The organism is Streptomyces griseoaurantiacus, from assembly GCF_036189845.1.
In the GTDB taxonomy this organism is placed as follows: Bacteria; Actinomycetota; Actinomycetes; order Streptomycetales; family Streptomycetaceae; genus Streptomyces; species Streptomyces griseoaurantiacus.
The window spans coordinates 1,619,607-1,644,772 of record NZ_CP108326.1 but is presented as its reverse complement, the minus strand read 5'-3'; the positions used below and the strand labels follow the sequence as shown (position 1 = coordinate 1,644,772).

24 protein-coding genes are annotated in these 25,166 nt (G+C 73.6%); 12 read left to right on the top strand and 12 right to left on the bottom strand.

Translation table 11 applies throughout. The annotated features are described in order from the left end of the window. Window position 1 precedes the first annotated feature (1 nt). Together OHB09_RS07450 and OHB09_RS07445 are read left to right on the top strand one after the other, a co-directional pair. A complete protein-coding gene (locus OHB09_RS07450; protein ID WP_319350977.1) occupies window positions 2-589 on the top strand; it encodes a TIGR03086 family metal-binding protein in 588 nt (195 codons plus the stop codon). A gap of 86 nt (window positions 590-675) precedes the next feature. Next, the gene (locus tag OHB09_RS07445; RefSeq protein WP_093598830.1) at window positions 676-1,470 is read left to right on the top strand and encodes an HAD family acid phosphatase; all 795 of its coding nucleotides are present in this window, start codon (window positions 676-678) and stop codon (window positions 1,468-1,470) included. A 63-nt stretch (window positions 1,471-1,533) separates the two neighbouring features. Here the strand turns inward: OHB09_RS07445 and OHB09_RS07440 are convergent, their stop codons facing one another. Next, window positions 1,534-2,307, bottom strand: coding sequence for an IclR family transcriptional regulator (locus OHB09_RS07440; RefSeq protein ID WP_006143408.1), 774 nt, complete (start codon window positions 2,305-2,307; stop codon window positions 1,534-1,536). Window positions 2,308-2,492: 185 nt separating this feature from the next. Between OHB09_RS07440 and OHB09_RS07435 the strand changes: the two genes are divergently transcribed. The 4 genes from OHB09_RS07435 (at window position 2,493) to OHB09_RS07420 (ending at window position 7,330) form a co-directional block, all read left to right on the top strand. Next, complete coding sequence (locus OHB09_RS07435) at window positions 2,493-4,022, top strand: aldehyde dehydrogenase (NADP(+)) (protein WP_040896894.1); 1,530 nt, start codon at window positions 2,493-2,495, stop codon at window positions 4,020-4,022. A 257-nt stretch (window positions 4,023-4,279) separates the two neighbouring features. Then, window positions 4,280-5,014 carry a DsbA family oxidoreductase gene (locus OHB09_RS07430; RefSeq protein WP_328921753.1) on the top strand — a complete coding sequence of 245 codons (735 nt, stop codon included), beginning with the start codon at window positions 4,280-4,282 and terminating at the stop codon, window positions 5,012-5,014. A gap of 113 nt (window positions 5,015-5,127) precedes the next feature. Further along, window positions 5,128-6,222, top strand: a complete 1,095-nt coding sequence (locus OHB09_RS07425) for an aminotransferase class V-fold PLP-dependent enzyme (RefSeq protein ID WP_374111809.1) — start codon at window positions 5,128-5,130, stop codon at window positions 6,220-6,222. A 103-nt stretch (window positions 6,223-6,325) separates the two neighbouring features. Then, complete coding sequence (locus OHB09_RS07420) at window positions 6,326-7,330, top strand: ArsR/SmtB family transcription factor (protein WP_328921752.1); 1,005 nt, start codon at window positions 6,326-6,328, stop codon at window positions 7,328-7,330. A gap of 103 nt (window positions 7,331-7,433) precedes the next feature. Here OHB09_RS07420 and thpD read toward each other — a convergent pair whose 3' ends face one another. The 5 genes from thpD to OHB09_RS07395 all read right to left on the bottom strand — a co-directional run bounded on the left by thpD (window position 7,434) and on the right by OHB09_RS07395 (window position 12,426). Next, window positions 7,434-8,351 carry an ectoine hydroxylase gene (thpD, locus tag OHB09_RS07415; RefSeq protein WP_167793564.1) on the bottom strand — a complete coding sequence of 306 codons (918 nt, stop codon included), beginning with the start codon at window positions 8,349-8,351 and terminating at the stop codon, window positions 7,434-7,436. Between the two features lie 7 nt (window positions 8,352-8,358). Further along, a complete protein-coding gene (locus OHB09_RS07410; protein WP_006143402.1) occupies window positions 8,359-8,760 on the bottom strand; it encodes an ectoine synthase in 402 nt (133 codons plus the stop codon). Window positions 8,761-8,861: 101 nt separating this feature from the next. After that, the gene (ectB, locus tag OHB09_RS07405; RefSeq protein WP_006143401.1) at window positions 8,862-10,133 is read right to left on the bottom strand and encodes a diaminobutyrate--2-oxoglutarate transaminase; all 1,272 of its coding nucleotides are present in this window, start codon (window positions 10,131-10,133) and stop codon (window positions 8,862-8,864) included. Between the two features lie 185 nt (window positions 10,134-10,318). After that, window positions 10,319-10,861: a diaminobutyrate acetyltransferase gene (gene ectA / locus OHB09_RS07400; protein WP_374111812.1), complete on the bottom strand. Its 543-nt coding sequence runs from the start codon at window positions 10,859-10,861 to the stop codon at window positions 10,319-10,321. A 461-nt stretch (window positions 10,862-11,322) separates the two neighbouring features. Continuing rightward, window positions 11,323-12,426, bottom strand: coding sequence for a pyridoxal-phosphate-dependent aminotransferase family protein (locus tag OHB09_RS07395; RefSeq protein ID WP_093598839.1), 1,104 nt, complete (start codon window positions 12,424-12,426; stop codon window positions 11,323-11,325). Between the two features lie 357 nt (window positions 12,427-12,783). On the opposite strand from OHB09_RS07395, the gene OHB09_RS07390 reads away from it, so the two are divergent. The 5 genes from OHB09_RS07390 to OHB09_RS07370 all read left to right on the top strand — a co-directional run bounded on the left by OHB09_RS07390 (window position 12,784) and on the right by OHB09_RS07370 (window position 17,638). Continuing rightward, entirely contained in the window at window positions 12,784-13,650 is an 867-nt protein-coding gene (locus OHB09_RS07390) for a transporter substrate-binding domain-containing protein (RefSeq protein WP_328921751.1), read from the top strand. Next, window positions 13,647-14,486 (top strand): amino acid ABC transporter permease, encoded by an 840-nt coding sequence (locus OHB09_RS07385; RefSeq protein WP_093598842.1) that lies wholly within the window; start codon window positions 13,647-13,649, stop codon window positions 14,484-14,486. Before OHB09_RS07390 ends, OHB09_RS07385 begins: the two co-directional genes overlap by 4 nt. Before the next feature lie 31 nt (window positions 14,487-14,517). Next, window positions 14,518-15,390: an amino acid ABC transporter ATP-binding protein gene (locus OHB09_RS07380; protein ID WP_328921750.1), complete on the top strand. Its 873-nt coding sequence runs from the start codon at window positions 14,518-14,520 to the stop codon at window positions 15,388-15,390. Window positions 15,391-15,446: 56 nt separating this feature from the next. Continuing rightward, window positions 15,447-16,550 (top strand): amidohydrolase family protein, encoded by a 1,104-nt coding sequence (locus OHB09_RS07375; protein ID WP_328921749.1) that lies wholly within the window; start codon window positions 15,447-15,449, stop codon window positions 16,548-16,550. 149 nt (window positions 16,551-16,699) lie between these two features. Further along, complete coding sequence (locus tag OHB09_RS07370; RefSeq protein ID WP_328921748.1) at window positions 16,700-17,638, top strand: SCO1860 family LAETG-anchored protein; 939 nt, start codon at window positions 16,700-16,702, stop codon at window positions 17,636-17,638. Between the two features lie 34 nt (window positions 17,639-17,672). Here the strand turns inward: OHB09_RS07370 and cobC are convergent, their stop codons facing one another. From cobC to cobM, 6 genes are read right to left on the bottom strand one after another with little or no spacing between them, the layout of a single operon-like run. Beyond that, window positions 17,673-18,725 carry an Rv2231c family pyridoxal phosphate-dependent protein CobC gene (cobC, locus tag OHB09_RS07365; RefSeq protein ID WP_167793560.1) on the bottom strand — a complete coding sequence of 351 codons (1,053 nt, stop codon included), beginning with the start codon at window positions 18,723-18,725 and terminating at the stop codon, window positions 17,673-17,675. Continuing rightward, a complete protein-coding gene (locus OHB09_RS07360) occupies window positions 18,715-19,641 on the bottom strand; it encodes a sirohydrochlorin chelatase (protein ID WP_006143392.1) in 927 nt (308 codons plus the stop codon). Before OHB09_RS07360 ends, cobC begins: the two co-directional genes overlap by 11 nt. Then, window positions 19,638-20,309 (bottom strand): precorrin-8X methylmutase, encoded by a 672-nt coding sequence (locus tag OHB09_RS07355; RefSeq protein WP_328921747.1) that lies wholly within the window; start codon window positions 20,307-20,309, stop codon window positions 19,638-19,640. The genes OHB09_RS07360 and OHB09_RS07355 overlap by 4 nt, the downstream gene beginning before the upstream one ends. Beyond that, a complete protein-coding gene (gene cobJ / locus OHB09_RS07350) occupies window positions 20,306-22,018 on the bottom strand; it encodes a precorrin-3B C(17)-methyltransferase (RefSeq protein ID WP_319118753.1) in 1,713 nt (570 codons plus the stop codon). Before cobJ ends, OHB09_RS07355 begins: the two co-directional genes overlap by 4 nt. Beyond that, window positions 22,015-23,406 carry a precorrin-6y C5,15-methyltransferase (decarboxylating) subunit CbiE gene (cbiE, locus tag OHB09_RS07345; protein ID WP_328729647.1) on the bottom strand — a complete coding sequence of 464 codons (1,392 nt, stop codon included), beginning with the start codon at window positions 23,404-23,406 and terminating at the stop codon, window positions 22,015-22,017. Before cbiE ends, cobJ begins: the two co-directional genes overlap by 4 nt. Continuing rightward, entirely contained in the window at window positions 23,403-24,221 is an 819-nt protein-coding gene (gene cobM / locus OHB09_RS07340) for a precorrin-4 C(11)-methyltransferase (protein ID WP_006143388.1), read from the bottom strand. The genes cbiE and cobM overlap by 4 nt, the downstream gene beginning before the upstream one ends. A 212-nt stretch (window positions 24,222-24,433) precedes the next feature. Here cobM and OHB09_RS07335 point away from each other — a divergent pair, with 212 nt between their 5' ends. Beyond that, a complete protein-coding gene (locus OHB09_RS07335) occupies window positions 24,434-25,162 on the top strand; it encodes a ZIP family metal transporter (RefSeq protein WP_093598858.1) in 729 nt (242 codons plus the stop codon). The last annotated feature ends 4 nt before the right edge of the window (window positions 25,163-25,166 follow it).

The following is a 25,166-nucleotide window of genomic DNA, read 5'->3' as shown; positions in this document are numbered from 1 at the left end:
CATGGACGCCACCACCGTCGACCTGGGCCCGCAGACGCTGATCCTCGCGCGGCTCGCGGAAGGCATCGGGGACGGACAGCTCGACGGCCCCACGCCCTGCCCCGCGTACACGGTGAGCGGGATGCTGGCCCACCTCCTGACGCTGTCCCTCGCCTTCCGCGACGCCGGGCGCAAGCGGCTCGGCCCGATGACGGACGGCGCCCCGGACCCGGCGGCCGCGGTCCTCCCGCCCGGCTGGCGCGCGGAGTTGCCGAAGGCGCTGGAGGAACTGGCCGCCGTGTGGCGGGAGCCGGCGGCGTGGGGCGGGATGACACGCGCGGGCGGCCTGGACCTGCCGGGCGCGGTCGCCGGGGCGGTCGTGGCGGACGAACTCGTCGTCCACGGCTGGGACCTGGCGCGGGCGACGGGGCAGGAGTACGCGCCGGACGAGGCGGCACTGCGGCTGGCGCACGGGCTGCTGGAGGGCGCGGCCGCGGAGACGGGTGAGGGGCGCGGGATGTTCGGGCCCGTCGTCGCGGTGCCGGAGGGGGCGCCCCTGCTGGACCGGACGGTCGGCCTGAGCGGCCGCACCCCCGACTGGCGCCCGTAGCCGCAGGGCCCGTTTTGTCCGCCGTTCAGGTATCGATAGGGCAACGGGCCTCGCGCTCGGCGGGGTGACGCGCGTAGAAACCTGTCATGAATAAGCCACTCCGCACCACGGCAGTCGCCGCCGCCTGTGCCGTCGCCGCCGCCGCGCTCTACGGTGCCGGTGCCGCCACCGCCGGGCAGTCCACGGCCAACTCGACCCACGAGCCCTACAACATCGGGCTGCTGACCAAGGACATCGACACCTACTACGGCACCGCGCTCGACGCCGAGGGCGTCTACCAGGCGTCCCCGGACAGCCCCTACGCCAAGGACCTCGCCCGGGTCGACGCCGAGGCGAAGCGGTACCTCGACAAGGTGGCCCACCAGGGCAGGCACCACCGGGTGAAGCCGGCCGTCGTCTTCGACATCGACGACACGCTGCTGCTCAGCCTCGACTACGAGAAGAAGAACAACTACGGCTACAACAGCGCCACCTGGGCCGAGTACGTCAACCGGGCCGACCGCCCGGAGGTCTTCGGCAGCCCCGCCCTCGTGCGGTACGCCGAGAAGAAGGGCATCGAGGTGTTCTACAACTCGGGCCTGAACGAGGCGCAGCGCACCGCCGCCGTCGAGAACCTGAAGAAGGTCGGCGCCGACGTCAACCTCGACGCCGGGCACATGTTCCTCAAGGACGCGGCCAACCCGCCCGCGTACCTGAGCGGTTGCGCCGCGCCGGGCGCGTGGAAGTGCACCACGGTCGAGTTCAAGTCCGGCACGCGCAAGCACATCGAGTCGCTCGGGTACGACATCGTCGCCAACTTCGGCGACCAGTACTCCGACCTGGACGGCGGCTACGCCGACAAGAAGTACAAGCTGCCGAACCCTACGTACTTCGTCGGCTAGGCACGTTGTCTCCGTGCGTTCCTCGCGGGCACGCGTCCGCGCCCGCGAGGAACGCGGAAGCTTTCACAGGCGGCGCGTCGCCAGGGTCAGCCGGTCCCGCGCGTCGAACAGGGCGTCCTGCACGAGCTGTTCGTGCGCCGGCGTCAGCCGCGCGACCGGCACCGAGCAGCTGATCGCGTCCCGGGCGGGCGTGCGGTAGGGGATCGCCACACCGAAGCAGCGCAGCCCCAGCGTGTTCTCCTCGCGGTCGACGGAGATGCCCCGCTCGCGGATCTGGTGCAGCTCCTCGATGAGCTTCTCCCGGTCCGTGATCGTGTGCTCGGTCAGCGCCGGCAGCTCCTCCGGGAGGAGCCCCCGCACCTGCTCGTCGGTGTACGTGGACAGCAGCGCCTTGCCGAGGGAGGTGGAGTGCGCGGGCAGCCGGCGGCCGACCCGGGTGAAGGGGCGCAGGTAGTGCTGCGACTGGCGGGTGGCGAGGTAGACCACGTTGGTGCCGTCGAGGCGGGCCAGGTGGATGGTCTCCGTGGTGTCGTCCGAGAGCCGGTCCAGGGTGGGGCGGGCCAGCGCCACCACCTCGTCGCCGTCGATGTACGAGGTGCCGACCAGCAGCGCCCGCACCCCGATGCCGTACCGCGTGCCGGTCGCGTCGGTCTCCACCCAGCCGAGGTCCACCAGGGTGCGCAGCAGCATGTAGAGGCTGGACTTGGGGTACCCGACCGCTTCCTGCACGGCGGCCAGGGAGTGCATGCCGGGCCGCCCGGCGAAGTACTCGAGCAGCTCCACCGTCCGCACCGCGGACTTGACCTGCGCCCCGCCGCCCGTCTCGCTCGCCGACATCGCCCTTGACCCCTTCGTTGGACGCGAAATAGTCTCACACAGCATATTCACCATCAGAGACGCTGTTCAGTATATCGAACGGGCTGCACGCACTGAATGTGCTGAACGTACTGAACACGTCGAACGAACGGCAGGCGTTGCCCGCGTCACCCGCGTGGGGCGCGGATGAAGTGGAGGGACCCGCGGTGGCAGCAGCACCAGTCTGGAGTGTCGACCCCCGTACCGGGAAGCAGCGCGAGCAGGTCGCGGTCGAGGCCACGGCCCAGGAGGTGGACGCCGCCGTCCGCGCCGCGCACGAGGCGCGCGGCGCCCTGGCCGACCGCGCCGTGCGCGCCGCGTTCCTGCGGACCGCCGCCCAGCGGCTGGAGGACGCCAAGGACACGCTCATCGAGGTCGCCGACGCGGAGAGCGCGCTCGGACCCGTCCGGCTCACCGGGGAACTCGCCCGCACCTGCTTCCAGCTCCGGGCCTTCGCCGGCATCGTCGACGAGGGCGCCTTCCTCGACGTGGTGATCAACCACCCCGACGACACCACCGTGCCGCCCACCCCCGACCTGCGCCGCTACAAGGTGCCGCTCGGCGTCGTCGCCGTCTACTCGGCGTCCAACTTCCCCTTCGCGTTCTCCGTCGCCGGCGGCGACACCGCGAGCGCGCTCGCGGCCGGCTGCCCCGTCGTGGTCAAGTCCCACCCCGACCACCCGGCGCTGTCCGAGCTGGTCGCCAAGGTGCTGCGCCGGGCCGCCGCGGAGCACGGCGTTCCCGAGGGCGTGCTCGGTCTGGTCCACGGCTTCGAGGCGGGCGTCGAGCTGGTGAAGCACCCGCTCGTCGCCGCCGCGGGGTTCACCGGCTCGGTACGCGGGGGGCGGGCCCTCTTCGACGCGGCCGCCGCCCGCCCCGTGCCGATCCCCTTCCACGGCGAACTCGGCTCCCTCAACCCCGTCGTCGTCACCGAGGCGGCGGCCGAGGAGCGCGCCGAGGCGATCGGCACCGGGCTGGCCGGCTCCATGACGATGGGCGTGGGCCAGTTCTGCACCAAGCCGGGCTTCGTGCTCGCCCCCGCCGGGGAGGCCGGCGACCGGCTGCTGAAGTCGCTCGTCGACGGCGTCAGCGACACCGACGCCGGGGTGCTGCTCGACCACCGGATGCGGGACCACTTCCTCGCCGGGATCGAGGAGCGCACACGGCTCGCCGACGTGGAGAGCCCGGTGACGCCGGGCGCGGGCGGCGAGCACACGGTCAGTGCCGGCTTCCTCACCGTCCCGGCGAGCCGGCTGACCGCCGAGGGCGCGTACGACGTGCTCATCGAGGAGTGCTTCGGCCCGGTGACCGTCGTCGCCCGCTACGAGAGCCCCGAGGAGGTCACCGCGGTGCTGTCCCGCCTCCCGGGCAACCTCACCGCCACACTGCACCTGTCCGAGGCGGAGGGCGCCGGCGAGGGCCGGGGCGCGGAGCTCCTCGCCGAGCTGACGCCGCTGGCCGGGCGGGTCCTGGTCAACGGGTGGCCGACGGGCGTCGCCGTGGCACCCTCGCAGCACCACGGCGGGCCCTACCCGGCCACGACGTCGACGTCCACGTCGGTGGGCGGCACGGCGATCGAGCGGTGGCTGCGGCCGGTGGCGTACCAGGGGGTGCCGGAGGCGCTGCTGCCGGTGGAACTGCGCGACGCGAACGAGGCGGGGGTGCCGCGGCGGTTCGACGGGCGGCTGGAGCGGTGACGCTCCGCTGAGAGCGGGCGGGGGTGCGGGGCCTTGCGGCCCCGTGCCCCCTTTCCTTCGTGCGGGGGAGTGGGGAGGGGGGCGGGTCGTCGGCGGCTGTCGGTCGTGGGTGGCTGGTCGCGCCCACGCGAAGGAGCCGCGGAATGTCACGGCCCCGCGCCCCTGGATGGGGAATGCCGAGGGACTGTTGAAGGTTCACGTACCGGGTGCGACCGATGGTCCTGCGTTCCTACCGGTACGAGTGGAGAGAGCCGAGCATGCGTGTCGAGATCTGGAGCGATGTCTCCTGTCCGTGGTGCTACGTGGGCAAGGCCCGCTTCGAGAAGGCGCTCGCCGCGTTCCCGGAGCGGGAGCGGGTGGAGGTCGTGCACCGCTCCTTCGAGCTCGATCCCGGGCGGGCCAAGGGGGACGTCGAGCCCGTGCTGACCATGCTCAGCCGCAAGTACGGCATGAGCGAGGAGCAGGCCAGGGCCGGGGAGGCCAACCTCGGTGCGCAGGCCGCCGCCGAGGGGCTCGCCTACCGCACCCGCGGCCGTGACAACGGCAGCACCTTCGACATGCACCGCCTCCTCCACCTCGCCAAGGAGCACGGCAGGCAGGCCGAACTGCTGCAGATCCTCTACCGGGCCAACTTCGCCGAGGAACGGTCCGTGTTCTCCGAGTCCGACGAGCGGCTGGTGGAGCTGGCGGTCGAGGCCGGTCTGGACGAGGCGGCCGTACGGGCGGTCCTCGCCGACCCGGACGCGTACGCGGAGGCCGTGCGCGCCGACGAGCGCGAGGCGGCCGAGCTCGGCGCGAACGGCGTGCCCTTCTTCGTCCTCGACCGGAAGTACGGCGTCTCCGGCGCCCAGCCCGCCGAGGTCTTCACCCGCGCCCTCACCCAGGCCTGGGAGGCGCACACCCCCCTGCGACTGCTCGACGGGGGCGGCGACCGCGAGAACGCCGCGGACGCCGCCTGTGGCCCGGACGGCTGCGCGGTGCCGCGGGACTAGGACACCGCAGAACCAGGAATCCGCAGGTCGACGGCTTTTCATAAGCGTCTCTTGGGGGTATCGCGCAGAAACGGGCAATGGACGGGGCGGTCGGCGCGGCGCACAGTTGTTCCATGGAGAGCACCGAGAGCACCGAGAGCACCGAGAGCACCGAGATTCCCGAGCACTTCACCGCCCTCGTCCGCGCCGAGTTCGCCCCGGCCACCACCTATCTGAACACCGCGAGCACCTCGCTGCCCCCGGCCCGCACGGTCGCCGCCATGCGCACCGCCCTGGAGGCGGCGGCCGCCGGCCGGCCCACCGACATGTTCGCGGACGTCGAGGCCGCCCGCGCCTCCTTCGCGCACCTCGTCGGCGTGCCCGCCACCCGGGTCGCCACCGGCGCCTCGGTCGCCACGTACACCGGGCTGATCGCCACCTCCCTCCCGGCCGGTGCCGAAGTCCTCACCGCCGAGGGCGACTTCAGCTCCGTGGTGAACCCCTTCCACGTGCGCCGCGACCTGAAGGTCCGCACGGTGCCCCTGGAGGCGCTCGCGGAGTCGGTGCGCCCCGGCACCGCCCTGGTCGCGGTCAGCGCCGCCCAGTCCGCCGACGGCCGCGTCGCCGACCTGCCCGCGATCGGCGCCGCTGCCCGCGCCCACGGGGCACGCACCTACATCGACGCCTCCCAGGCCGCCGGATGGCTCGACCTCGACGCGGGAGCGTACGACTACGTCTCCGCCGTCGGCTTCAAGTGGCTGCTCTGCCCGCGCGGTGTCGCCTTCCTCGTGGTCCCCGAGGAGCCCCTCGGCCTCGAACCGGTCTTCGCCGGCTGGGTGGCGGGGGAGCGGCCCTGGGACAGCTGCTACGGCCCGGTCGAGGAACTCGCCCACTCCGCCCGCCGCTTCGACGAGAGCCCCGCCCTCTACTCCTGGACCGGCGCCCGCCGCTCCCTCGCCCTCCTGGAGGAAGTGGGTGTGGACACCGTACGGGCGCACGACCTCGCCCTCGCCGAGCGGTTCCGCACCGGCCTGGCCGCCCTCGGGCACGCGCCGGTGCCCGCGCCGGGCTCCCCGATCGTCTCCGTGCCCGGACTCGGCGCCCGGCAACCGCAGCTGAGCGAGGCCGGCATCGAGGTCTCCGACCGCGCGGGCAATCTGCGTGCCGCCTTCCACCTCTACAACACCCCGGCAGACGTCGACCGTCTGCTGAACGCCCTGGAGTCCTGAAGTCCGGCCGTCCCGCCCTGGCTTGATTGATCATTGCGGGACTCCGACCGCGCACCGACACTGCTGGGGGCCGGACGGCTACGCGGGGAGGACGGGACGCTCGGTGAAACGCATCCACTTCACGGCGGAGGACCTGGCGCGGACCCGGGTGGCGGCGACCATCGGTGTGGCGGCCGAGACGTTCGACACCGTGAGACTGGCCCAGGACCGCGGCTCCGGCCTCGCCTTCCGCCGCTGGCGGGTGGCGGTGCGCGGCCGGCTGGACGAACGGGTCGCCCCGGTCGCCGCGTTGACCCCCGCGCGCGGTCCGGTGGTCGACGCGGCGAGCCTCATGGGCGACACGGCCTCCCTCGACGAGGCGGTGGAGAACCTGATGGCGGCCCCCCGCGCCCTGCTGCGCCTCGAACTGGAGGTGTGCGACCCCCGCTCCCCGCACCGGACCTGGGTCCAGAGCCTGATGGACGGGGACCGGGAGCCCCGCCGTCAACTGGCCGCGGCGCTCAGGGTCTGCCACGGCGTCACCGTCGCCCCCTACTGGGGCGGGGTGCGCTCCCACCTGGACGAGGTCCGTGCCGGCTACGTGGCCGCGATGGCCGAGGGCGGGGTCGGGGCGCTGCTCGCCGCGGTCTGCCCCCCGATGGTCCGCTGGCGCCCGCCCGTCCTGGAGTTCGACCATCCCCGCGAGGCGGACGTCCACCTGAACGGGCGGGGGCTCGTCATCGCTCCGGCGATGTTCTCCACCCAGCAGATCGAGCTCCTCCAGGCGCCGCTCGACCCCGGACGGGCACCCGTCCTCGCCGTCCCCACCGGCGACGCCCCGCTCGACAGCACGCTCTGGGAGGCCGCCGACGGGTCCGCCGCCCCCTCGCTCGACGAACTGCTCGGGCGCACCAGGGCCGCCATCCTCGCGGCGGTCGTCACCGGCTGCGGCACGACGGAGCCGGCCCGCCGGCTGCGCGTGTCCCCGGCGACCGTGAGCCACCACGCGACGGTGCTGCGCGGGGCCCGTCTGATCACCACCCGGCGCGAGGGCAAGGCGGTCCTGCACACGGCCACGTCCCTGGGCCTCGCCCTGCTGGGGCGCAGCGGGCGGCCCGGCGCCCTCTGACCGTCCGGCCGCCCTCCCCGCGGGCACGCCCGGGGCCCCTCCCCTGCGCGTACACGGGGTACGCGGGGGAGGGGCCCCGGAGGCGGTCATCGCGCGGGCGGGCTCACTTCACGGGCGTGAAGTCCTGCGCCCCGATGAAGGAGGGCCGGCGCACCGGCGCCGCGAACGGCTCCACGGCGGCGTTCTCCACGCTGTTGAACACGATGAACACATTGCTGCGCGGGTAGGGCGTGATGTTGTCGCCCGAACCGTGCATGCAGTTGCAGTCGAACCAGGTCGCGGAACCGGGCTTGCCCGTGAACAGCTTGATGCCGTACTCGCTCGCCATCGAGGTCAGCGCCTCGTCGGAGGGAGTGCCCGCGTCCTGCATCTGCAGCGACTTCTTGTAGTTGTCCTTCGGCGTGGCCCCCGCACACCCGAGGAACGTCTTGTGCGACCCGGGCATGATCATGAGGCCGCCGTTGGTCTCGTAGTTCTCGGTCAGCGCGATCGAGACGGAGACGGTCCGCATGTTCGGCAGGCCGTCCTCGGCGTGCCAGGTCTCGAAGTCCGAGTGCCAGTAGAAGCCACTGGCGCCGAAGCCCGGCTTGACGTTGATCCGCGACTGGTGGACGTACACGTCCGAGCCGAGGATCTGCCGTGCCCGGCCGACGACCCGCTCGTCGCGGACCAGGGCGGCGAACACCTCGCTGATCCTGTGCACCTCGAAGACCGAGCGGATCTCCTGCGACTTCGGTTCGACGATCGACCGCTCGTCGGCCCGGATCGCCGGGTCGGCGACGAGCCGCTCCAGCTCCGCGCGGTAGGTCGCGGCCTCGTCCTGGCTGATGAGCTGGTCGACGGCGAGGAAGCCGTCGCGGTCGAGGTCGTGCAGTTCGTCCGCCGAGACGGGCCCGGGGGTGTCCGGGGCTCCCCAGACGACCGGGTCCTGCCGGGGCACGGTCACCTCGGTGGCCCCGCGGGTCGGGTACAGGTCGGTGACGCCGGATCCGGCGGCGGACGTGGTGGTGGGAGCGGTCATGGGGTCCTCACACCTCCTCGGTGAGCAGCGGGTAGACGCCGTTCTCGTCGTGATCCTCCCGTCCGGTCACGGGCGGGTTGAACACGCAGATGCAGTGGAAGTCCTTCTCCTTGACCTTGAGCGTGTGCCGCTCGTGGCCGTTGAGCAGGTACATGGTGCCCGGGGTGATCGTGTAGGTCTTCCCGGTCTCGCGGTCGGTGAGCTCCGCCTCGCCCTCGGTGCAGACGACGGCCTCGATGTGGTTGGCGTACCACATCGACGTCTCCGTGTTCGCGTAGAGGATCGTCTCGTGCACGGAGAAGCCGACCTTCTCCTTGGCGAGGACGATGCGCTTGCTCTCCCAGGTACCGGACTCGGACTTGATGTGCCGGTCGGTGCCTTCGACTTCCTTGAACGATCGGACGATCACGGTGGGGTGACGCCTCCTTCTCGTGGTTCTGGCGGCTTCGGTGGTGCCACCGGGGCGCGCGAGTGTGCGCCCCGGTGGTGTGCGGTGTGCGCGCCGGCGGCTCAGGCCGTCTCGCGGACCGCGCGGGCGAGGATCCGCAGACCCTCGTCCAGCTCTTCGCCGGTCGTGGTGAGAGCGGGCAGCAGCTTGACGACCTCGCTCTCCGGACCGGAGGTCTCGATCAGCAGGCCGAGTTCGAAGGCGCGCTTGGCGATGCGGCCGGCCCGCTCCTTCTCGTGGAACTCCAGGCCCCACACCAGGCCGCGGCCGCGGTACTCCTTGATGTCGGCCAGGTTCTCCTCGGTGATGGAGATGAGCGCCTGCTCGACCTGCTCCCCGCGTGCGCGGGTCTGCTTCTCCATGGCGGAGCCGTCGGTCCAGTACGTCTCCAGCGCGGCGGTGGCGGTGACGAACGCCGGGTTGTTGCCGCGGAAGGTGCCGTTGTGCTCGCCCGGCTCCCAGACGTCCAGCTCCGGCTTGAACAGGGTCAGTGCCATCGGCAGGCCGTAGCCGCTGATCGACTTGGAGACCGTGACGATGTCCGGCGTGATGCCGGCCTCCTCGAAGGAGAAGAACGCGCCGGTGCGGCCGCAGCCCATCTGGATGTCGTCGACGATGAGCAGCATGTCCTGGCGCTCGCACAGCTCGGCCAGGGCGCGCAGCCACTCGGGGCGGGCGACGTTGATGCCGCCCTCGCCCTGCACCGTCTCGACGATCACGGCGGCCGGCTTGTTGAGGCCGGAGCCCTGGTCCTCCAGCAGCCGCTCGAACCACAGGAAGTCCTCGACGGCCCCGTCGAAGTAGTTGTCGAACGGCATCGGCGTGCCGTGCACCAGCGGAACGCCCGCGCCGGCCCGCTTGAAGGCGTTGCCGGTCACGGCGAGCGAGCCCAGCGACATGCCGTGGAAGGCGTTGGTGAAGGACACGATGGCCTCGCGGCCCTTGACCTTGCGGGCCAGCTTGAGCGCGGACTCGACGGCGTTGGTGCCGGTCGGGCCGGGGAACATGACCTTGTACGGCAGGTCGCGAGGGCGCAGCACCAGGTCCTGGAAGGTCTGCAGGAACTGCCGTTTGGCCGTGGTCGACATGTCGAGGCCGTGCGTGACGCCGTCCCGCTCCAGGTAGTCGATCAGCGCGCGTTTCAGCACCGGGTTGTTGTGGCCGTAGTTGAGCGAGCCGGCGCCGGCGAAGAAGTCGAGGTAGTCGTGGCCGTCCTCGTCGTACATGCGGCTGCCGCGGGCGCGGTCGAAGACGGTGGGCCAGCCTCGGCAGTAACTGCGTACCTCGGATTCGAGGGTCTGGAAGACGCTGAGGTCGGGCTGGGTGATGGTCACGCGAATCGCTCCTCGGAGGTGGGGTGGGAGTGGGACTCGGACGTCGCGGGATGAGGTCGTGGGCGGGCCGCGGCGAACGGCCCGCGGCGAGCGGGCTCGCGCGCACGGCCGGTGAACGCGGCGGAGGTCCGGGCGAGTGGGAGGAAGACGGGAACAGGGGGAGGCGGGGTGCGGCGGCCCGCGGCTCAGGCCGCGGAGGGCGACGCGCTGCCGGCGGCGGTACCGGACGAGAGCGGGCCTATGCGGTGCAGCACCTCGGGGTCGTGCGGTCCGTCGGGGAACCGGTCCGCCTCGAACAGCACCTCGTGTTCGACGGTCGCACCGTGGCGGCGGGCGAACGAGGCGAACAGGCGCTCGGAGGCGGTGTTCCCTGGGCTGATCGTCGTCTCCAGGCCGGTCACGCCGTGCTCGGCGAGCACCCGGGCGGCCAGGTCGTCGAGCATGCGGGCGGCGAGGCCGCGGCCGCGGTACGAGGCGTCGACGGCGACCTGCCAGACCAGCAGCGTGCCGGGGCGGTCGGGACGCAGGTAGGCGGTCACGAATCCGACGGGGGTGCCGTCGGCGGCGCGGGCCACCACCGAGGTGCCGGCGAAATCACGGCACCACAGCAGGTAGCTGTAGGACGAGTTGAGGTCGAGGGTTCCGGAGTCCTTGGCGATGCGCCACAGTGCGGCGCCGTCCGCCACTTCCGGACGGTCTGTGGTTACGTCTCCGGTTTTTCCGGTCATTCCCATGAATTCCGCTGACAGGTCGGCTCGTGCGGCGGTCATGCAGAATGAACTTACCCAGGTAAATTGAAAATTGCATCGTGGAGGGGGGTTACGTGTGGACGGCACGTGTGTTATCGGGCGGGCGCGGGCGTCCGGGCGAGCCGACGGCGGAATGTCCTGGTAAGTGGGGGATGAAACGGGATGAAAAGGTCAGCTTGTGGAACGCATCACAACCATGTAACCCTTCGGATCCGTGTCCGGATTATGTCGGTTCGGGTTCGTCAGATCGTTGCGTTTAGCCCGCGGAAGAGCGGGCAGGAGCTAATGGGAAGCTGCTCAGGAAGAATAGAAGAACAAGGGGTGAATGCCTGAGGAATGAGAAGGGGAATCGCCGTCCCGAAATCCCCCGGTGAATACGGCGGCCGGGGAAGTGCCCGCGGGCTCCCCCCGCGGGGCGGCGGGGCCGCCCCGCTCCCGTCTCAGCCCCGGGCCGCCCGCAGCGCCGCCTCCACGTCCACCTCGTCCGCTCCGGCCGCCCCGGTCCCGGCCAGTGCCGTGCCCAGCGCGCGCAGGCAGCGTTCCACGACCTCGGGGCTCGCGTCCGGCCCGTAGTGGTTCACCCGCACCATCTCCCGGGCCAGAGCGCCCCCGCCCGCCGCCAGCGGCAGCCCCGGATCCGACTCCAGGGCCCGCGCGACGAGGTCCGAGGCGCTCGCCGCCCCCTTCACCCGCAGCGTCGTGGCCACCGGCGCGGCCTCCCGCGCCCGGTACACATACGGCTCGAGCCCGCCGCCCAGCGCCTTCACGCCCGCCCGGGTCGCCGCCGCGGCCGAGGCGTGCGCCCGCATCACCGCCTCGAGCCCCCGCTCCTCGATCCGCTCCAGGCACGCCTCCAGCGCCAGCATCTCCAGTTGGGCGGGTGCGTGCGGGAGCGCCCGCCGGCCCCCGTCGATCCACCGCTCCTTCCAGTCGAGGAGCGAGAGGTAGGAGTGCCGGGGAGCCCGCGGATTGGCCGCCATCCGGGCCCACGCCCGCTCGCTCACCGAGACCGCGGACACCCCCGCGGGCCCGCCCATCGCCTTCTGGCCGCCGATCACGCAGAGGTCCACGCCCCACGCGTCCACCCGCACCGGCTCCGCACCGACCGAGGCCACCGCGTCCAGATAGAGCAGCGCGCCGTGCTCCCGGACGGCCTCGCCGATCTCCGCGACCGGGTTGGTGTTGCCGGTGGCCGCCTCCGCGTGCACCAGCGACACGAAGTCGATCTCCGGGTGCTCCCCGAGCGCCACCCGCACCTGCTCCGCGCTCACCGCCGTGTGGAAGGGCACCGCGAGGTCGATGACGTGCGCCCCGCACTCCCGCAGCCAGTCCCCGAACGTCTGTCCGTACGGTCCGGTGATCACGTTCAGCGCGGTGGTGCCGGGTCCGGCGCACCCGCGGATCGCGCCCTCCAGCGGCAGCAGCGCCTCGCCCTGCATGATCACCACGTCGTTCCGCGTGCCGAGCAGCCGGGCCACGCGATCCTCGACGGACGCGAAGCGCGCGGCGGTCAGCGGGGCCAGGTCCAGCAGGGGGTGGGTCACGGCGGCTCTCTTCGCTCAACGGGTCACTTAACAGGTGCCGAGACGGGTAGGGAACACCGGTGTCACCCGCGTATCGCACCGCACGACCAGCCTAATCCCGCCCCTTCCGCCCCCCGCCGACCCTCTCCGCCCCCGCCTCCCCCAGCCCCACCCCGCGGGACCGCTCGCTTCCGAACCGCAGGCCGTGAGCCCGCTTCGTCCATCGGTTTGGTTTGAGAACCTCAAAGATCTCCTTATAATCAGAAGGCTGTCCATGCCTCACGGACGGACAGCAGTCCCCTCGCCCGCCCCGCGGCACCCCCACCGCACCCGTCTTGCAAGCCCCCGCCGCACCCGCCCTCACAGGAGGCCCCCGTCGTGAACACCGTCCCCGGACGCCGGACCCGCGTGCTGACCGTCACCGCCGCGGTCGCCGGACTGCTCCTCGCGGCCGGCTGCTCCTCCGGCGGCGACGACGGCGGCAAGAAGGCCACGGCCAAGGGCGTGCCGCTGGTCAAGGCCGGCCAGATCACCACCTGCACCCACCTGCCGTACCCCCCGTTCCAGTCCGAGATCGACGGCAAGGTGCAGGGCTTCGACGTCTCCCTCGTCGACCTGGTCGCGGACGACCTCGGGGTGAAGCAGGCAATCGTCGACACGCCCTTCGAGAACTTCAAGACCGGCGCCTTCCTCAACTCCGGCCAGTGCGACCTCGCCGCCGCCGGTATGACGATCACCGAGGAGCGCAAGAAGAACGTCGACTTCTCCGACCCGTACTTCGAGGCCACCCAGGCCGTCCTGGTGAACAAGAAGAGCGGGCTCACCTCGCTCGCCGACGTCAAGTCCAAGGGCAAGATGCTCGGCGCCCAGGCGCAGACCACCGGTGAGGACTACGCCCGCAAGCAGGGCTTCGACCCGGTCTCCTTCGAGTCCTCCGACGCCGTCCTCAACGGTCTGCGCACCGGCCAGGTCCAGGCCGTCGTCATCGACTACCCGGTCGTCCAGGGCTGGCTGAAGAACAAGGCCAACGCCGACGCCTTCGAGGTCGCCGACAACATCAACACCGGCGAGCAGTACGGCTTCACGGTGAAGAAGGGCAACACCAAGCTGCTGGCCGCCGTCAACAAGGCGCTCGCCGAGGCCAAGGCCGACGGCACGTACAAGAAGCTGTACGAGAAGTGGATCGGCCCCTACGACGAGTCGGCGGCCTCCCCGTCCGCCTCGGCCACCGCCTCCGCCTCATGACGGACACCGGAAACGAGACGGCACTGACGCCCCGCAGGTCCGGACTGACCCGGCGGCAGAAGCGGGCGCTCTCGCGCGGGGCGCAGTACCTGATCTTCGTCGCCGCCGTGGTCGCGCTCGCGGTGGGCGCCGACTGGGGGCGGCTGCAGAACCAGTTCGCCCAGGTGGACCTGGCCAAGCAGCTCTTCCCGGACATCATCACGCTGGCCCTGAAGAACACCGTCCTCTACACGCTGTCCGGCTTCGTCGTCGGACTCGTGCTCGGCATGGTGATCGCGCTGATGCGGCTGTCCTCGGTGGGCCCCTACCGCTGGGTCTCCGGGATCTACATCGAGATCTTCCGCGGCCTGCCCGCTCTGCTGATCTTCATCTTCGTCGGGGTGGCCGTCCCGCTGGCCTTCCCCGGCACGGAGATCCCCGGCGGCACCTACGGCAAGGTCGCCATCGCGCTCGGCCTCGTCTCCGCCGCCTACATGGCGGAGACCATCCGGGCCGGCATCCAGGCGGTGCCCAAGGGGCAGATGGAGGCGGCCCGCTCGCTGGGCTTCTCGCACGCGCGGGCCATGATCTCCGTCGTCATCCCGCAGGCGTTCCGCATCGTGATCCCGCCGCTCACCAACGAACTCGTCCTGCTGTTCAAGGACTCCTCGCTGGTGCTGTTCCTCGGCGTCACACTGGAGGAGCGCGAACTGGCCAAGTTCGGCCGCGACCTGGCCAGCCAGACCGCCAACTCCACGCCGATCCTCGTCGCCGGCCTGTGCTACCTGCTGGTCACGGTGCCGCTCGGATTCGTCGTCCGCCGGCTGGAGGCCAAGGCGGGGGAGGCCACCAAGTGAGCGTCCGCACCCGTACCGGAGAGGCAGCCCAGTGAGCGCCCCCAAGTCCAGCGCCACCGCCGGCGCCGCCGAGATCGACGTCCGCGGGCTGCACAAGTCCTTCGGGGACAACGAGGTGCTGCGCGGCATCGACCTGGAGATCCGCCAGGGCGAGGTCGTCTGCGTCATCGGCCCCTCCGGCTCCGGAAAGTCCACGCTGCTGCGCTGCGTGAACCTCCTGGAGGAGCCCACCAAGGGCCAGGTCTTCGTCGGAGGCACCGAACTGACCGACCCGGACGTCGACATCGACGCCGTGCGCCGGCGGATCGGCATGGTCTTCCAGCAGTTCAACCTGTTCCCGCACCTGACGGTGACCGAGAACCTCACCCTGCCGCAGCGCCGGGTGCTCGGCCGCAACAAGGCGACGGCGGCCCGGGTGGCCGCGGAGAACCTGGAACGGGTGGGCCTCGCCGAGAAGGCGGAGGCCTTTCCCTCCTCCCTCTCCGGCGGCCAGCAGCAGCGGGTCGCCATCGCCCGCGCGCTGGCGATGGGCCCCGAGGTGATGCTCTTCGACGAGCCCACCTCCGCCCTCGACCCCGAACTCGTCGGCGACGTCCTCGCGGTCATGCGCCGGCTGGCCCACGAGGGCATGACGATGATGGTCGTCACCCACGAGATGACCTTCGCCCGGGAAGTCGCCGACCGCGTCGTCTTCATGGACGGCGGCGTGATCGTCGAGGACGGCACCCCCGACCAGGTCATCACCGACCCGAGGCACACCCGCACCCGGCACTTCCTCTCCCGCCTCCTCGACCCCGCGATGGCCGAGGTGGAGGAGGAGACCTCGGATCTGGTGCAGGGCGCCCCGAAGCCCCCGGTCACCAAGCAGGAGCGGCCCCCGACACCGCCGGGGCGCGGGGTCTGAACAAGGGGCGGGACGACCCGGCCCGCCCGCCGCGGTCACCCCTTAGGGTGCCCTGCATGAGCGATGACGTGGTGCTGCACGTGAAGGGGCGGGTGCTTCTCGGGGCGGACGACGGGCAGGTGCGGGACGAGTTGTGGGTGGTCGGCGGGCGGATCACCCACGAGCGGCCCACCGGTGCCGCGGGCCGGGACGTCCGCACCGTGGAGGGCTGGGTGCTCCCCGGGCTCGTCGACGCGCACTGCCATGTGGGGCTCGACGCGCACGGACCCGTCCCGGACGACGTCTCCGAGAAGCAGGCGCTGACCGACCGCGACGCCGGGGCACTGCTCCTGAGGGACGCCGGGTCCCCGTCCGACACCCGCTGGATCGACGACCGGGCCGACCTGCCGCGCATCGTCCGGGCCGGCCGGCACATCGCCCGCACCCGCCGCTACATCCGCAACTACGCCTGGGAGGTCGAGCCGGAGGACCTGGCCGCCCACGTGGCCCGGGAGGCGCGGCGGGGCGACGGCTGGGTCAAGCTCGTCGGCGACTGGATCGACCGGGACGCCGGCGACCTGACCGCGTGCTGGCCGCGCGGCGCCGTCGAGGCGGCCATCGCCGAGGCCCACCGGCTCGGCGCCCGGGTCACCGCGCACTGCTTCGCCGAGGACTCCCTGCGCGATCTGGTCGAGGCGGGCATCGACTGCGTCGAGCACGCCACGGGGCTGACCGAGGACACCATCCCGCTGTTCGCGGAGCGGGGCGTGGCGATCGTCCCCACCCTGGTCAACATCGCCACGTTCCCGAGGCTCGCCGAGGGCGGCGAGGCCAAGTTCCCGCGCTGGTCGGCCCACATGCGCCGACTGCACGCCCGCCGCTACGACACCGTCCGCGCCGCCCACGACGCCGGCATCCCGGTCTACGTCGGCACCGACGCGGGCGGCTCCCTCCCGCACGGCCTGGTCGCGGCGGAGGTCGCGGAACTGGTCACCGCGGGCATCCCCCCGGTCCAGGCACTGTCCGCGACGACCTGGGGCGCGCGGCGGTGGCTCGGCCGCCCCGGACTGGAGGAGGGCGCCCCGGCCGACCTCGTCGTCTACGAGACGGACCCGCGGGCGGACGTACGGGTGCTGGCGGCGCCCCGGCGGATCGTGCTGGGCGGGCGGGTCGTCGGCTGAGCCGTAGGCGCGGGAGCCGCATTCGAACCCGTTCACGGAAACCCCACGATGGAGTGAAGTAACCCAGAAGTGCTGACCATTCACTGACAGTAGGTAAGTCTTACCGGGTCCCCTCACCCGTCCCACGTGTCCCCTGGAGGTCCCACTCCGTGAACGGCACCATCTTCCGCATGCCCGCACGCCGTCTCGGCGCCGTCGCCGCCGCCACCGCACTGGCGGCGGTGCCGGGCGTCCTCGCCGGCGCCGGGTCCGCCGCCGCGACCGGCGTCGAAGGCGGCGAGGCCGGCAGCGCGCACGCCCTCGTCCTGCGCACCGGCCTCGACGTCTCCCTCGCCGCCAAGACCGTCCGCGTGCCCCTCGCGGTCAGCCTCAACGAGGTGAGCGCGCCCCGGAGCGCGGAGAAGACCGCGCTCACCGCACGCCTCGACGGCGTCGACCACGGCCGCCCGTTCAGCGTGCTGCGCGCCGACGTCGCCTCCGCGAAGGCCACCGTGTCCGGCGGGAAGGCCGAGGCGCGCACCGAACTCGCGCACGCCCGGCTGCACGTGCCCGGGCTGCCGCTGCTGTCCCTGATCGAGCTGGCCCAGGTCACCTCCACGGCCACCTGCGAGGCCGGGAAGGCACCGGTCGCCTCCGCGAACCTCCTCGGCCCGGTGACCGTGCTCGGCAAGAAGGTGACCGTGAGCGCGAGCGGCCCGACCGAGGTGAAGGTGCCGGGCGTGGGGGAGGTGCGCCTCGAGCTCTCCAAGAAGGAGACCACCTCCCGCACGGCCGCCGCGACCGCGCTCGAACTGACCGTGTCCGTCAACCCGTTGAAGCTGAACGTGGCCGAGGTGGAGGGCACCCTGAGCCTGGCGAGGGCGGAGTGCGAGGCGCCCGCGGTCGAGGAGCGGACCGCCGCGGAACCGGCGAAGCCGGCGGGCGGCGGCCAAGCGGGCGAGGCCGACGTGCGGCCCCAGGGGGAGCGCACCGAGGAAGGGCTCGCGGAGACGGGCGGCGGCTCGATGACCCCGTACCTCGCGGGCGGGTCCGTCCTCGCGCTGTCGGCGGGCGGGGCCGCGTTCGCCCTGGCGCGCCGCAGAGGCTGACGGCGGTGCCGGGGGAGGGGGCTGTACAGGCCGTTCAGCCCCCTCCACGCACCTCCCGCAGCGCCTTGAGGAACGCCTCCGTCGTCCCCCGGTCGCGGACCGCCAGCCGCAGCCACGCGTCCCCCGTCAGACCCGGGAAGGTGTCGCCCCGCCGCACCGCGAACCCCAGCGCGCGCAGCTCGCGGCGCACCCGTGCCGCCTCGGGCACGCGGGCGAGGACGAAGGGGGCCCGCGGCGGGCCGACCACCGTGAGGCCCGCCTCCCGCAGGCCCTCGACCAGGACGGCACGGTCGGCCGCGGTCGCCCGTGCCGCCCGCTCCGCCTCCGCCAGCGCCCCGGGCGAGACACACGCCTCCGCCGCCACCAGCGCCGGAGTCGACACCGGCCACAGCGGCTGCGCCCGCTCCAGCGCGCGGATCGTGTCCGGCGCCGCCAGGACGTAGCCGACGCGCAGACCGGCCAGCCCCCACGTCTTCGTCAGACTGCGCAGCACCACGAGCCCCGGCAGGTCCGTGCGGCCCGCCAGCGCCTCCGGTTCGCCCGGCACCGCGTCCATGAACGCCTCGTCCACCACCAGCGTCCGTCCGGGGCGGGCGAGCCGGGCGAGCGCGGCCGCCGGGTGCAGGACGGAGGTGGGGTTGGTCGGATTGCCGAGCACCACCAGGTCCGCGTCCTCGGGCACGGCCCCCGGGAGCAGCCGGAAACCGTCCGCCTCCCGCAGCAGGACCCGGCCCACCTCGTGCCCCGCGTCCCGCAGCGCCGCCTCCGGCTCCGTGAACTGGGGGTGCACGACCACCGGCCGGCGCACCTCCAGCGCCCGGGCCAGCAGGACGAACGCCTCCGCCGCGCCCGCCGTGAGCAGCACCCGTTCCACCGGCAGACCGTGCCGTGCCGCCACCGCCGCCCGCGCGGCCCGGCCGTCCGGGTAGGCGGCGAGTCCGGTCAGGGACGCGGCCAGGCGCGCGCGGAGCCACGCCGGGGGCGTGTCCGCGCGGACGTTCACGGCGAGGTCGACCAGCCCGGGGCCGCCGTCCCGCACCTCCGCGTCCCCGTGGTGGCGCAGCGCACCGGCCTCGTCAGTGCGCATGGGAGTGCGTGTGCCCGTGGTGATGCCCGTGGCCGTGCCCGTCGTGGCCCTCGTCGTCCGGGTGGAAGTGCGGCTGCTGCGGCAGCCCCACCTTGTCCTCGAAGCCCGGCAGCGCGATCCGGTACACGCACGCGTCGCAGTTCATCCGCACGGCCCCCTTCGCGGCCTCCTCGTAGCGCTCCCACACCAGGTCGAGCAGCTCGGGCTCCGGCCCGATCACGTCCGCCGACCGCACCTCCGCCTCCGGGTGCGCCTCCGCCCAGGCCCGGGTCTGCTCCCGCACCCGGTCCGGGAGGATGCCGGTGAACAGGAAGTAGGGCAGGACGACGATCCGGCGCGCGCCCAGCCTCGCGCAGCGGTCCAGGCCGCTCGGCACGTCCGGCGCCGCGAGCGAGACGAACGCCGGCTCCACGCCCGCGTATCCGCGCCCCTCCCACAGCAGCCGGGCCGCCCGGTGCACCTCCGCGTTGGCGTCCGGGTCGGTGGAACCGCGCCCCACCAGCAGCACCGTCACCTCCGCCGGGTCCCAGCCGGTGCCCTCCAGGGCCTGGCCGAGGCGCCGCTCCAGCACCCGCAGCAGCGAGGGGTGCGGGCCCAGGGGGCGGCCGTAGGTGTACGAGATCCCCGGGTGCCGTTCCTTCTCACGGGCCAGCGCGGCGGGGATGTCCCCCTTGGCGTGCCCGGCGGAGACCAGCATCAGCGGGACGGCGGCGAACCGGCGCACCCCGCGCTCCACCAGTTCGGCCACCGCCTCGCCCAGCGGCGGCGGGGACAGCTCGATGAAGCCGCCCGCGACGGGCAGTTCGGGGTGCCGGCGGCCCAACTCCCGGACGAAGGAGCGGAATGCCTCGGCCCCGGCCTCGTCCCGGGTGCCGTGTCCGGCGATGAGCAGGGCGGGGGGTGTCGGGGCGGTCACGGGTTCTCCTCGGTCGGTGCGGTCGGTGCGGTCGGTGCGGTCGGTGCGGTCGGTGTGGTCGGTGCGGTCGGTGGGGTCGGTTCGGTCGTCGGTTCGACGGAAGCGGGGTGGTACAGCAAGGCGTTCAGGGCGGCCGCGGCCACCGCCGAGCCGCCCTTCTCGGACACGTTGCTCACGGCGGGCAGCCCGCTCGCGCGCAGCGCGGCCTTGGACTCGGCCGCGCCGACGAAACCGACGGGCAGGCCGATGACGAGCGCGGGAGAGGCGTCCAGGGTGAGCAGTTCCTCCAGCGCGGTGGGCGCGCAGCCGATCACCCACAACGCCCCGGGGCCCACCTGCTCGTACGCGAGCCGCACGGCGTGCGCGGAGCGGGTCAGCCCGGGACCGGACCGCGCGTCCTTCAGCCGGCACACGGTGTCGCGGCGGGTGATGCCGGCCGCGACCATCTCCACGTCCACCACCACCGGCGCGCCCGCGTGCAGCGCGGCGTGCGCGGCCCTCAACTCGCCCTCGTCCAGGACGAGATCCTCCGCGTAGTCGAGATCGGCGGCGGAGTGGATCACGCGTTCCACGACCGCCCGGGTCAGCGGCGGGAGGGACGAGGTGTCCAGGCGGGCGCGCAGCCGCCGGAAGGACTCATGCTCGATCGGGTGCACGACACGGTTCACTTCGGCTCCTCCGGCGCGTTCCGGTCCGCCGGACGGGTCTCCTGCCAGCGGTAGCCGCGCGGGGTCACCATGCGGCCGGCGACCTGTCGGGTCGCGGTGTTGCCGACCGTCACGACCGTCATCATGTCGACGACCGCCGGATCCAGGGCGGCCAGCGTCGTCAGCAGGCTCGACTCGTCCGGCCGGGAGGCGTTGCGGACCACCCCGACCGGGGTCGTCGGCTCCCGGTGCCCGGCGAGGATGCCCAGCGCCTTCGGCAACTGCCAGTCGCGGCCCCGGCTGCGCGGGTTGTAGAACGTCACGACGAGGTCGGCCTCGGCCGCCGCCCGCACCCGCCGCTCGATGACCTCCCACGGCGTGTGCAGGTCGGACAGGCTGATCGACACGTGGTCGTGGCCCAGCGGCGCGCCGAGCACCGCCCCGGCCGCCAGCGCCGCCGTCACCCCCGGCACACCGACCACGTCGATGTCGCCGGAGGCCTCCGCGAGCGCGGGCGAGGCCATCGCGTACACCCCGGCGTCCCCGCTGCCGATCAGCGCGACCGCGTGCCCGCGCCGGGCCTCGGCCACCGCCGTGCGCGCCCGTTCCTCCTCCGCGCCGAGCCCCGACTCCAGCACCCGGGTCCCCGGCCGCAGCAGGTCGCGGATCTGGTCGACGTACTGGTCGAGGCCGACCAGCACCGAAGCCCGGCGCAGCTCCGCCGCCGCGCGCGGGGTGAGCAGGTCGCGCGCGCCCGGGCCGATCCCGACCACCGCGAGCCGCCCGCGCCCCGGCCGGCGCACCACCGCACAGGTCGCCATGGCGGGCCGCCCCGCCGACTTCCGCTTGGGCACGAGGAGTTCGCCCCCGCGCAGCAGCGCCGCCGCCTCCGCCACCGAGGGGGTGCCGAGGGCGGCGAGCGGCGCCTTCGAGGGGTTCGGGACGTCGACCTCCGCCAGCTCGGCCGCGGAGTACGTCACCAGCGGCACGCCCAGCCGCTCGGCCGCCCCGAGCAGACCCGGCTCGTCCGCCTTCGCGTCCACGGTGGCCAGCTCGGCGAGGGAGGCGGCCGACAGTCCCGCCCCGCGCAGGGTGTCCTCGACGAGACCGAGCACCTCCGCCACCGGCGCGCCCCGGGAGGCGCCCACGCCCACCACCAGGGTCGGCGGCCGCAGCACCGCCTCCCTCGCGTCCGGCTCCACCACGCGGTCCGTGACCCGCACCGTGTACGCGCCCCGGTCCGCGAGCGGCAGCGGCGGCAGCGGCCACGCCACCTCCGCCCGCAGCACCACCGGCTCCCCGTCGAGCAGGGCCCGCGACACGGCGGCCACCGCGCCCTCCACCGGCAGGCCGAGCGTGTCCAGGCCGGGCAGGTCCGCGGCGTCCGTCGCCGTCGTCACCACGGGCTCCGCGCCCAGGACGCCGCCCACCGCGCGCGCCAGCTCGTTGGCCCCGCCGCCGTGGCCGCCCACCAGCGAGACCGCGAACCGCCCCGCCTCGTCCACGCAGACCACGCCCGGGTCGGCGTGCTTGTCGCCGAGCAGCGGCGCGAGGAGACGTACGACCGCGCCCGTCGCGAGGAAGCACACGAGCTGCTCGCACTCGCCGAACGCCCGCCGTACGGCGTCCCCGACGGGACCTTCGTACACGCGCGTGCGGTCCGGCCAGGCCGCGGCCAGCCGGTCACGGGCGGCCGCGCCCGCCGCGGTGGCGGAAATCAGGCCGATCACAGGGCGACTCCTTCTACGGGACCTACGGGACCTTCGGGACGTACAGGGCTTACGGGCTCTGCGGGATCTACGGGTGCGGCGGACTCTGCGGACTCTGCGGGCTCTACGGGGTCCGCGGGGGGCTCCGGGGGCCGTACGCCCCACAGCAGGAACACGGGATTGGCCGCCGCCAGCCGGGTCACGTCCCCCGGCAGCGGCGCGAGCCGGGAGGACTGCAGCAGGACGCCGTCCACCTCCCATCCGGCGGCGGTGAGCGCAGCGCGGGCCGCCGGAACCCGGTCGAGGGCGGCCAGCGCCACCACGACCGTCCGCCGGGCCCGTCGCGCACAGGCGGCGACCAGGTCCGGCAGCCCGGCGCCGCCCCCGCCGAGGAACACGGCGTCCGGGTCGTCGGCGAGAGCGGCGAGGATCCCGGGGGCCTCGCCGTGCACCACGCGCACGTCGACCCCGTGCGCGGCGGCGTTGGCGCGGATCCGGCCGACGCCGTCCGCCGCCCGCTCCACGGCCACGACCGCCGCGCCGAGGCGCGCGCACTCCACCGCCACCGAGCCCGAACCCGCGCCCACGTCCCACACCAGCTCGCCGAGCCGGGGGCCCAGCCGGGCCAGGGCCAGCGCCCGCACCTCCGCCTTGGTGATCATCGAGTCGCGGTGCGCGAAGGCCTCCTCCGGCAGCGCCCAGCCGCCCTCGGGCCCGGCGGGCGGACCGGCCACCGTCCGCGCGGGGCCCAGGGCGCGCGCCGGGTCCAGACAGAGGACGACGTTCACCGAGCCGCCCCAGTCGCGGGCGGCGGCCTCGGCGGGGGACACCCGGTCCACCCGTGCGGCGCCCGGGTCGCCGAGCGCCCGCAGCACCACCAGGACCCGGCCCCCCGGCCCGCCGGAACCCTCCGCGAGTGCCGCGCCCAGCTCCGCCGGGCCCGCGCCGGGGCCGGTCAGCACCGCCACCTTGGGATGCGCCCGGCACACGTTCACGGCGGTCCGCAGGGCGCGCCCGTGCGCGCTCACCACGACCGCGTCGTCCCACGGCAGCCCGGCCCGCGCCCACGCGGCCGCCACGGAGGACACGCCGGGTCGCACGTCGAGCCGCTCCCCGCCGAACCGCTCCGCCAGCACCCGTACGATCCCGAAGAAGCCGGGGTCGCCGGAGGCCAGCACGACCACCGGGCCGCCGCCGGCGCCCTTCTCCAGGTGCCGGGCGATCGCCTCCAGGGCCGGGGCGAGCGGTCCGAGCGTCACCCGCCCGGCGGAGTCCGGCACCGGCGCCGCCGCGAGATGCCGTCGCCCGCCCACGACCAGACCCGCACCCGCCACGGCGGCCCGGGCTCCCTCGTCGAGCGGAGCGCCCGTGCCCGTGCCGAGAACCGTGATCCTTCCCAGGCCGTTCACGGCGTCGCGTTCCGGGCGCGCAGGGCCCGGCGGGCCTGTGGATCGGCCCTGCGGAAGCCGTGGAAGTGCCCAGGGTGGTACAGGTGCGAACGCGTGCCGTGGGCGTCCAGGGCCGGGCCGACCAGGAACAGCGTGTGCTTCCACAGCCTGTGCTTCTTGACCGTCTCCTCCAGCGTGCCGATCGTGCAGCGCACGAGCAGCTCCTCCGGCCAGGTGGCCTGGTACGCCACCACGACCGGCGTCGTCGTCGGATAGCCGCCCTCCAGCAGCTCCCGTACGAGCTGACCGCTGCGCGCCGCCGAGAGGAACAGCGCCATCGTGGTGCCGTGCCGGGCGAACTCCCGGACCTCCTCCCCGGGCGGCATCGGCGTCTTGCCGCCGCCCAGCCGGGTGAGGATCACCGACTGCGCCACCTCCGGAATCGTCAGCTCGCGCCCCGCGAGCGCGGCCACGGCGGAGAAGGCGGACACGCCCGGCACGATCTCGGTCTCCACGCCGAGGTCCGCGCACCGGTCGAGCTGCTCCTGCGTGCCGCCCCACAGCGCGGGGTCCCCCGAGTGGATCCGCGCCACCCGCAGCCCCTCGGCCCGGGCCCGCGCGTACACGGCGACGACGTCCTCCAGCGACATCGTCGCCGAGTCCAGGACCTCCGCGTCCGCGCGCGCGTGCTCCAGCACCTCCGCCTGCACCAGGCTGGCCGCCCAGATCACCACGTCCGCCTCGGCGATCGCGCGGGCGGCACGGAAGGTCAGCAGGTCGGCGGCACCGGGGCCGGCGCCGACGAAGGTCACCTTGCCTGCGGGGGCATCGGCCATGGGCTCGGGTCCTCTCGTACAGGAGGCCGGCCGCGGGAGGGCGGGCGGCGAAGGGGTGGTGGGAAGGGGGGTGGGCAGCGGTGGGCCGCTCGGGACCGGTGTGCCGGGAGGGGCGGAGGGGGTGGGGGATGTGGGCCGGAATGTCATGGTGTGCGGGGCCCGCCTGGTGGCCGGATGTGCGCGAACGGGGGTTGATCGGATAGCAAGGGCCCATGGCGGTACTCGTCGCGCTCGGCGCGTTCCTGATGACGCTGGCCGGCGGCTGGACGGCACAGCATGTGACCGACCGCCGCCACCTGGTCCTGGGCCTGGCCGGCGGCCTGATGCTCGGCGTGGTCGGCCTCGACCTGCTGCCCGAGGCGCTGGAGGCGGCCGGCGAGGACGTCTTCGGCGTCCCCGAGGCCCTGCTGCTCTTCGTCGGCGGCTTCCTTCTGGCCCACCTGGTCGAACGGCTGCTCGCCGCCCGCCGCGCCTCCCACGGCGCCGACGAGCACAACCACCGGGCGCCCGAGGTGGGCCTGACGGCCGCCGGGGCGATGGTCGGACACAGCGCGATGGACGGCGTCGCGATCGGCGCCGCCTTCCAGGTCGGCGGCGGCATGGGGGCGGCCGTCGCCCTGGCCGTCGTGGCGCACGACTTCGCCGACGGCTTCAACACCTACACGCTCACCAGCCTGTACGGGAACGCCCGCCGCAAGGCCCTGATCATGCTGTTCGCGGACGCCGTCGCCCCGATGGTCGGCGCCGCCTCCACCCTGTTCCTCACCATCCCGGAACAGGCGCTCGGCGCCTACCTCGGCCTCTTCGGCGGCGTCCTGCTCTACCTCGCGGCCGCCGAGATCCTGCCCGAGGCGCACCACGTCCACCCCGCCCGCTCGACCCTGCTGTGCACGGTCGCGGGCGTGGGCTTCATCTGGGTGGTGGTGGGCCTGGCGGGCTGAGGGC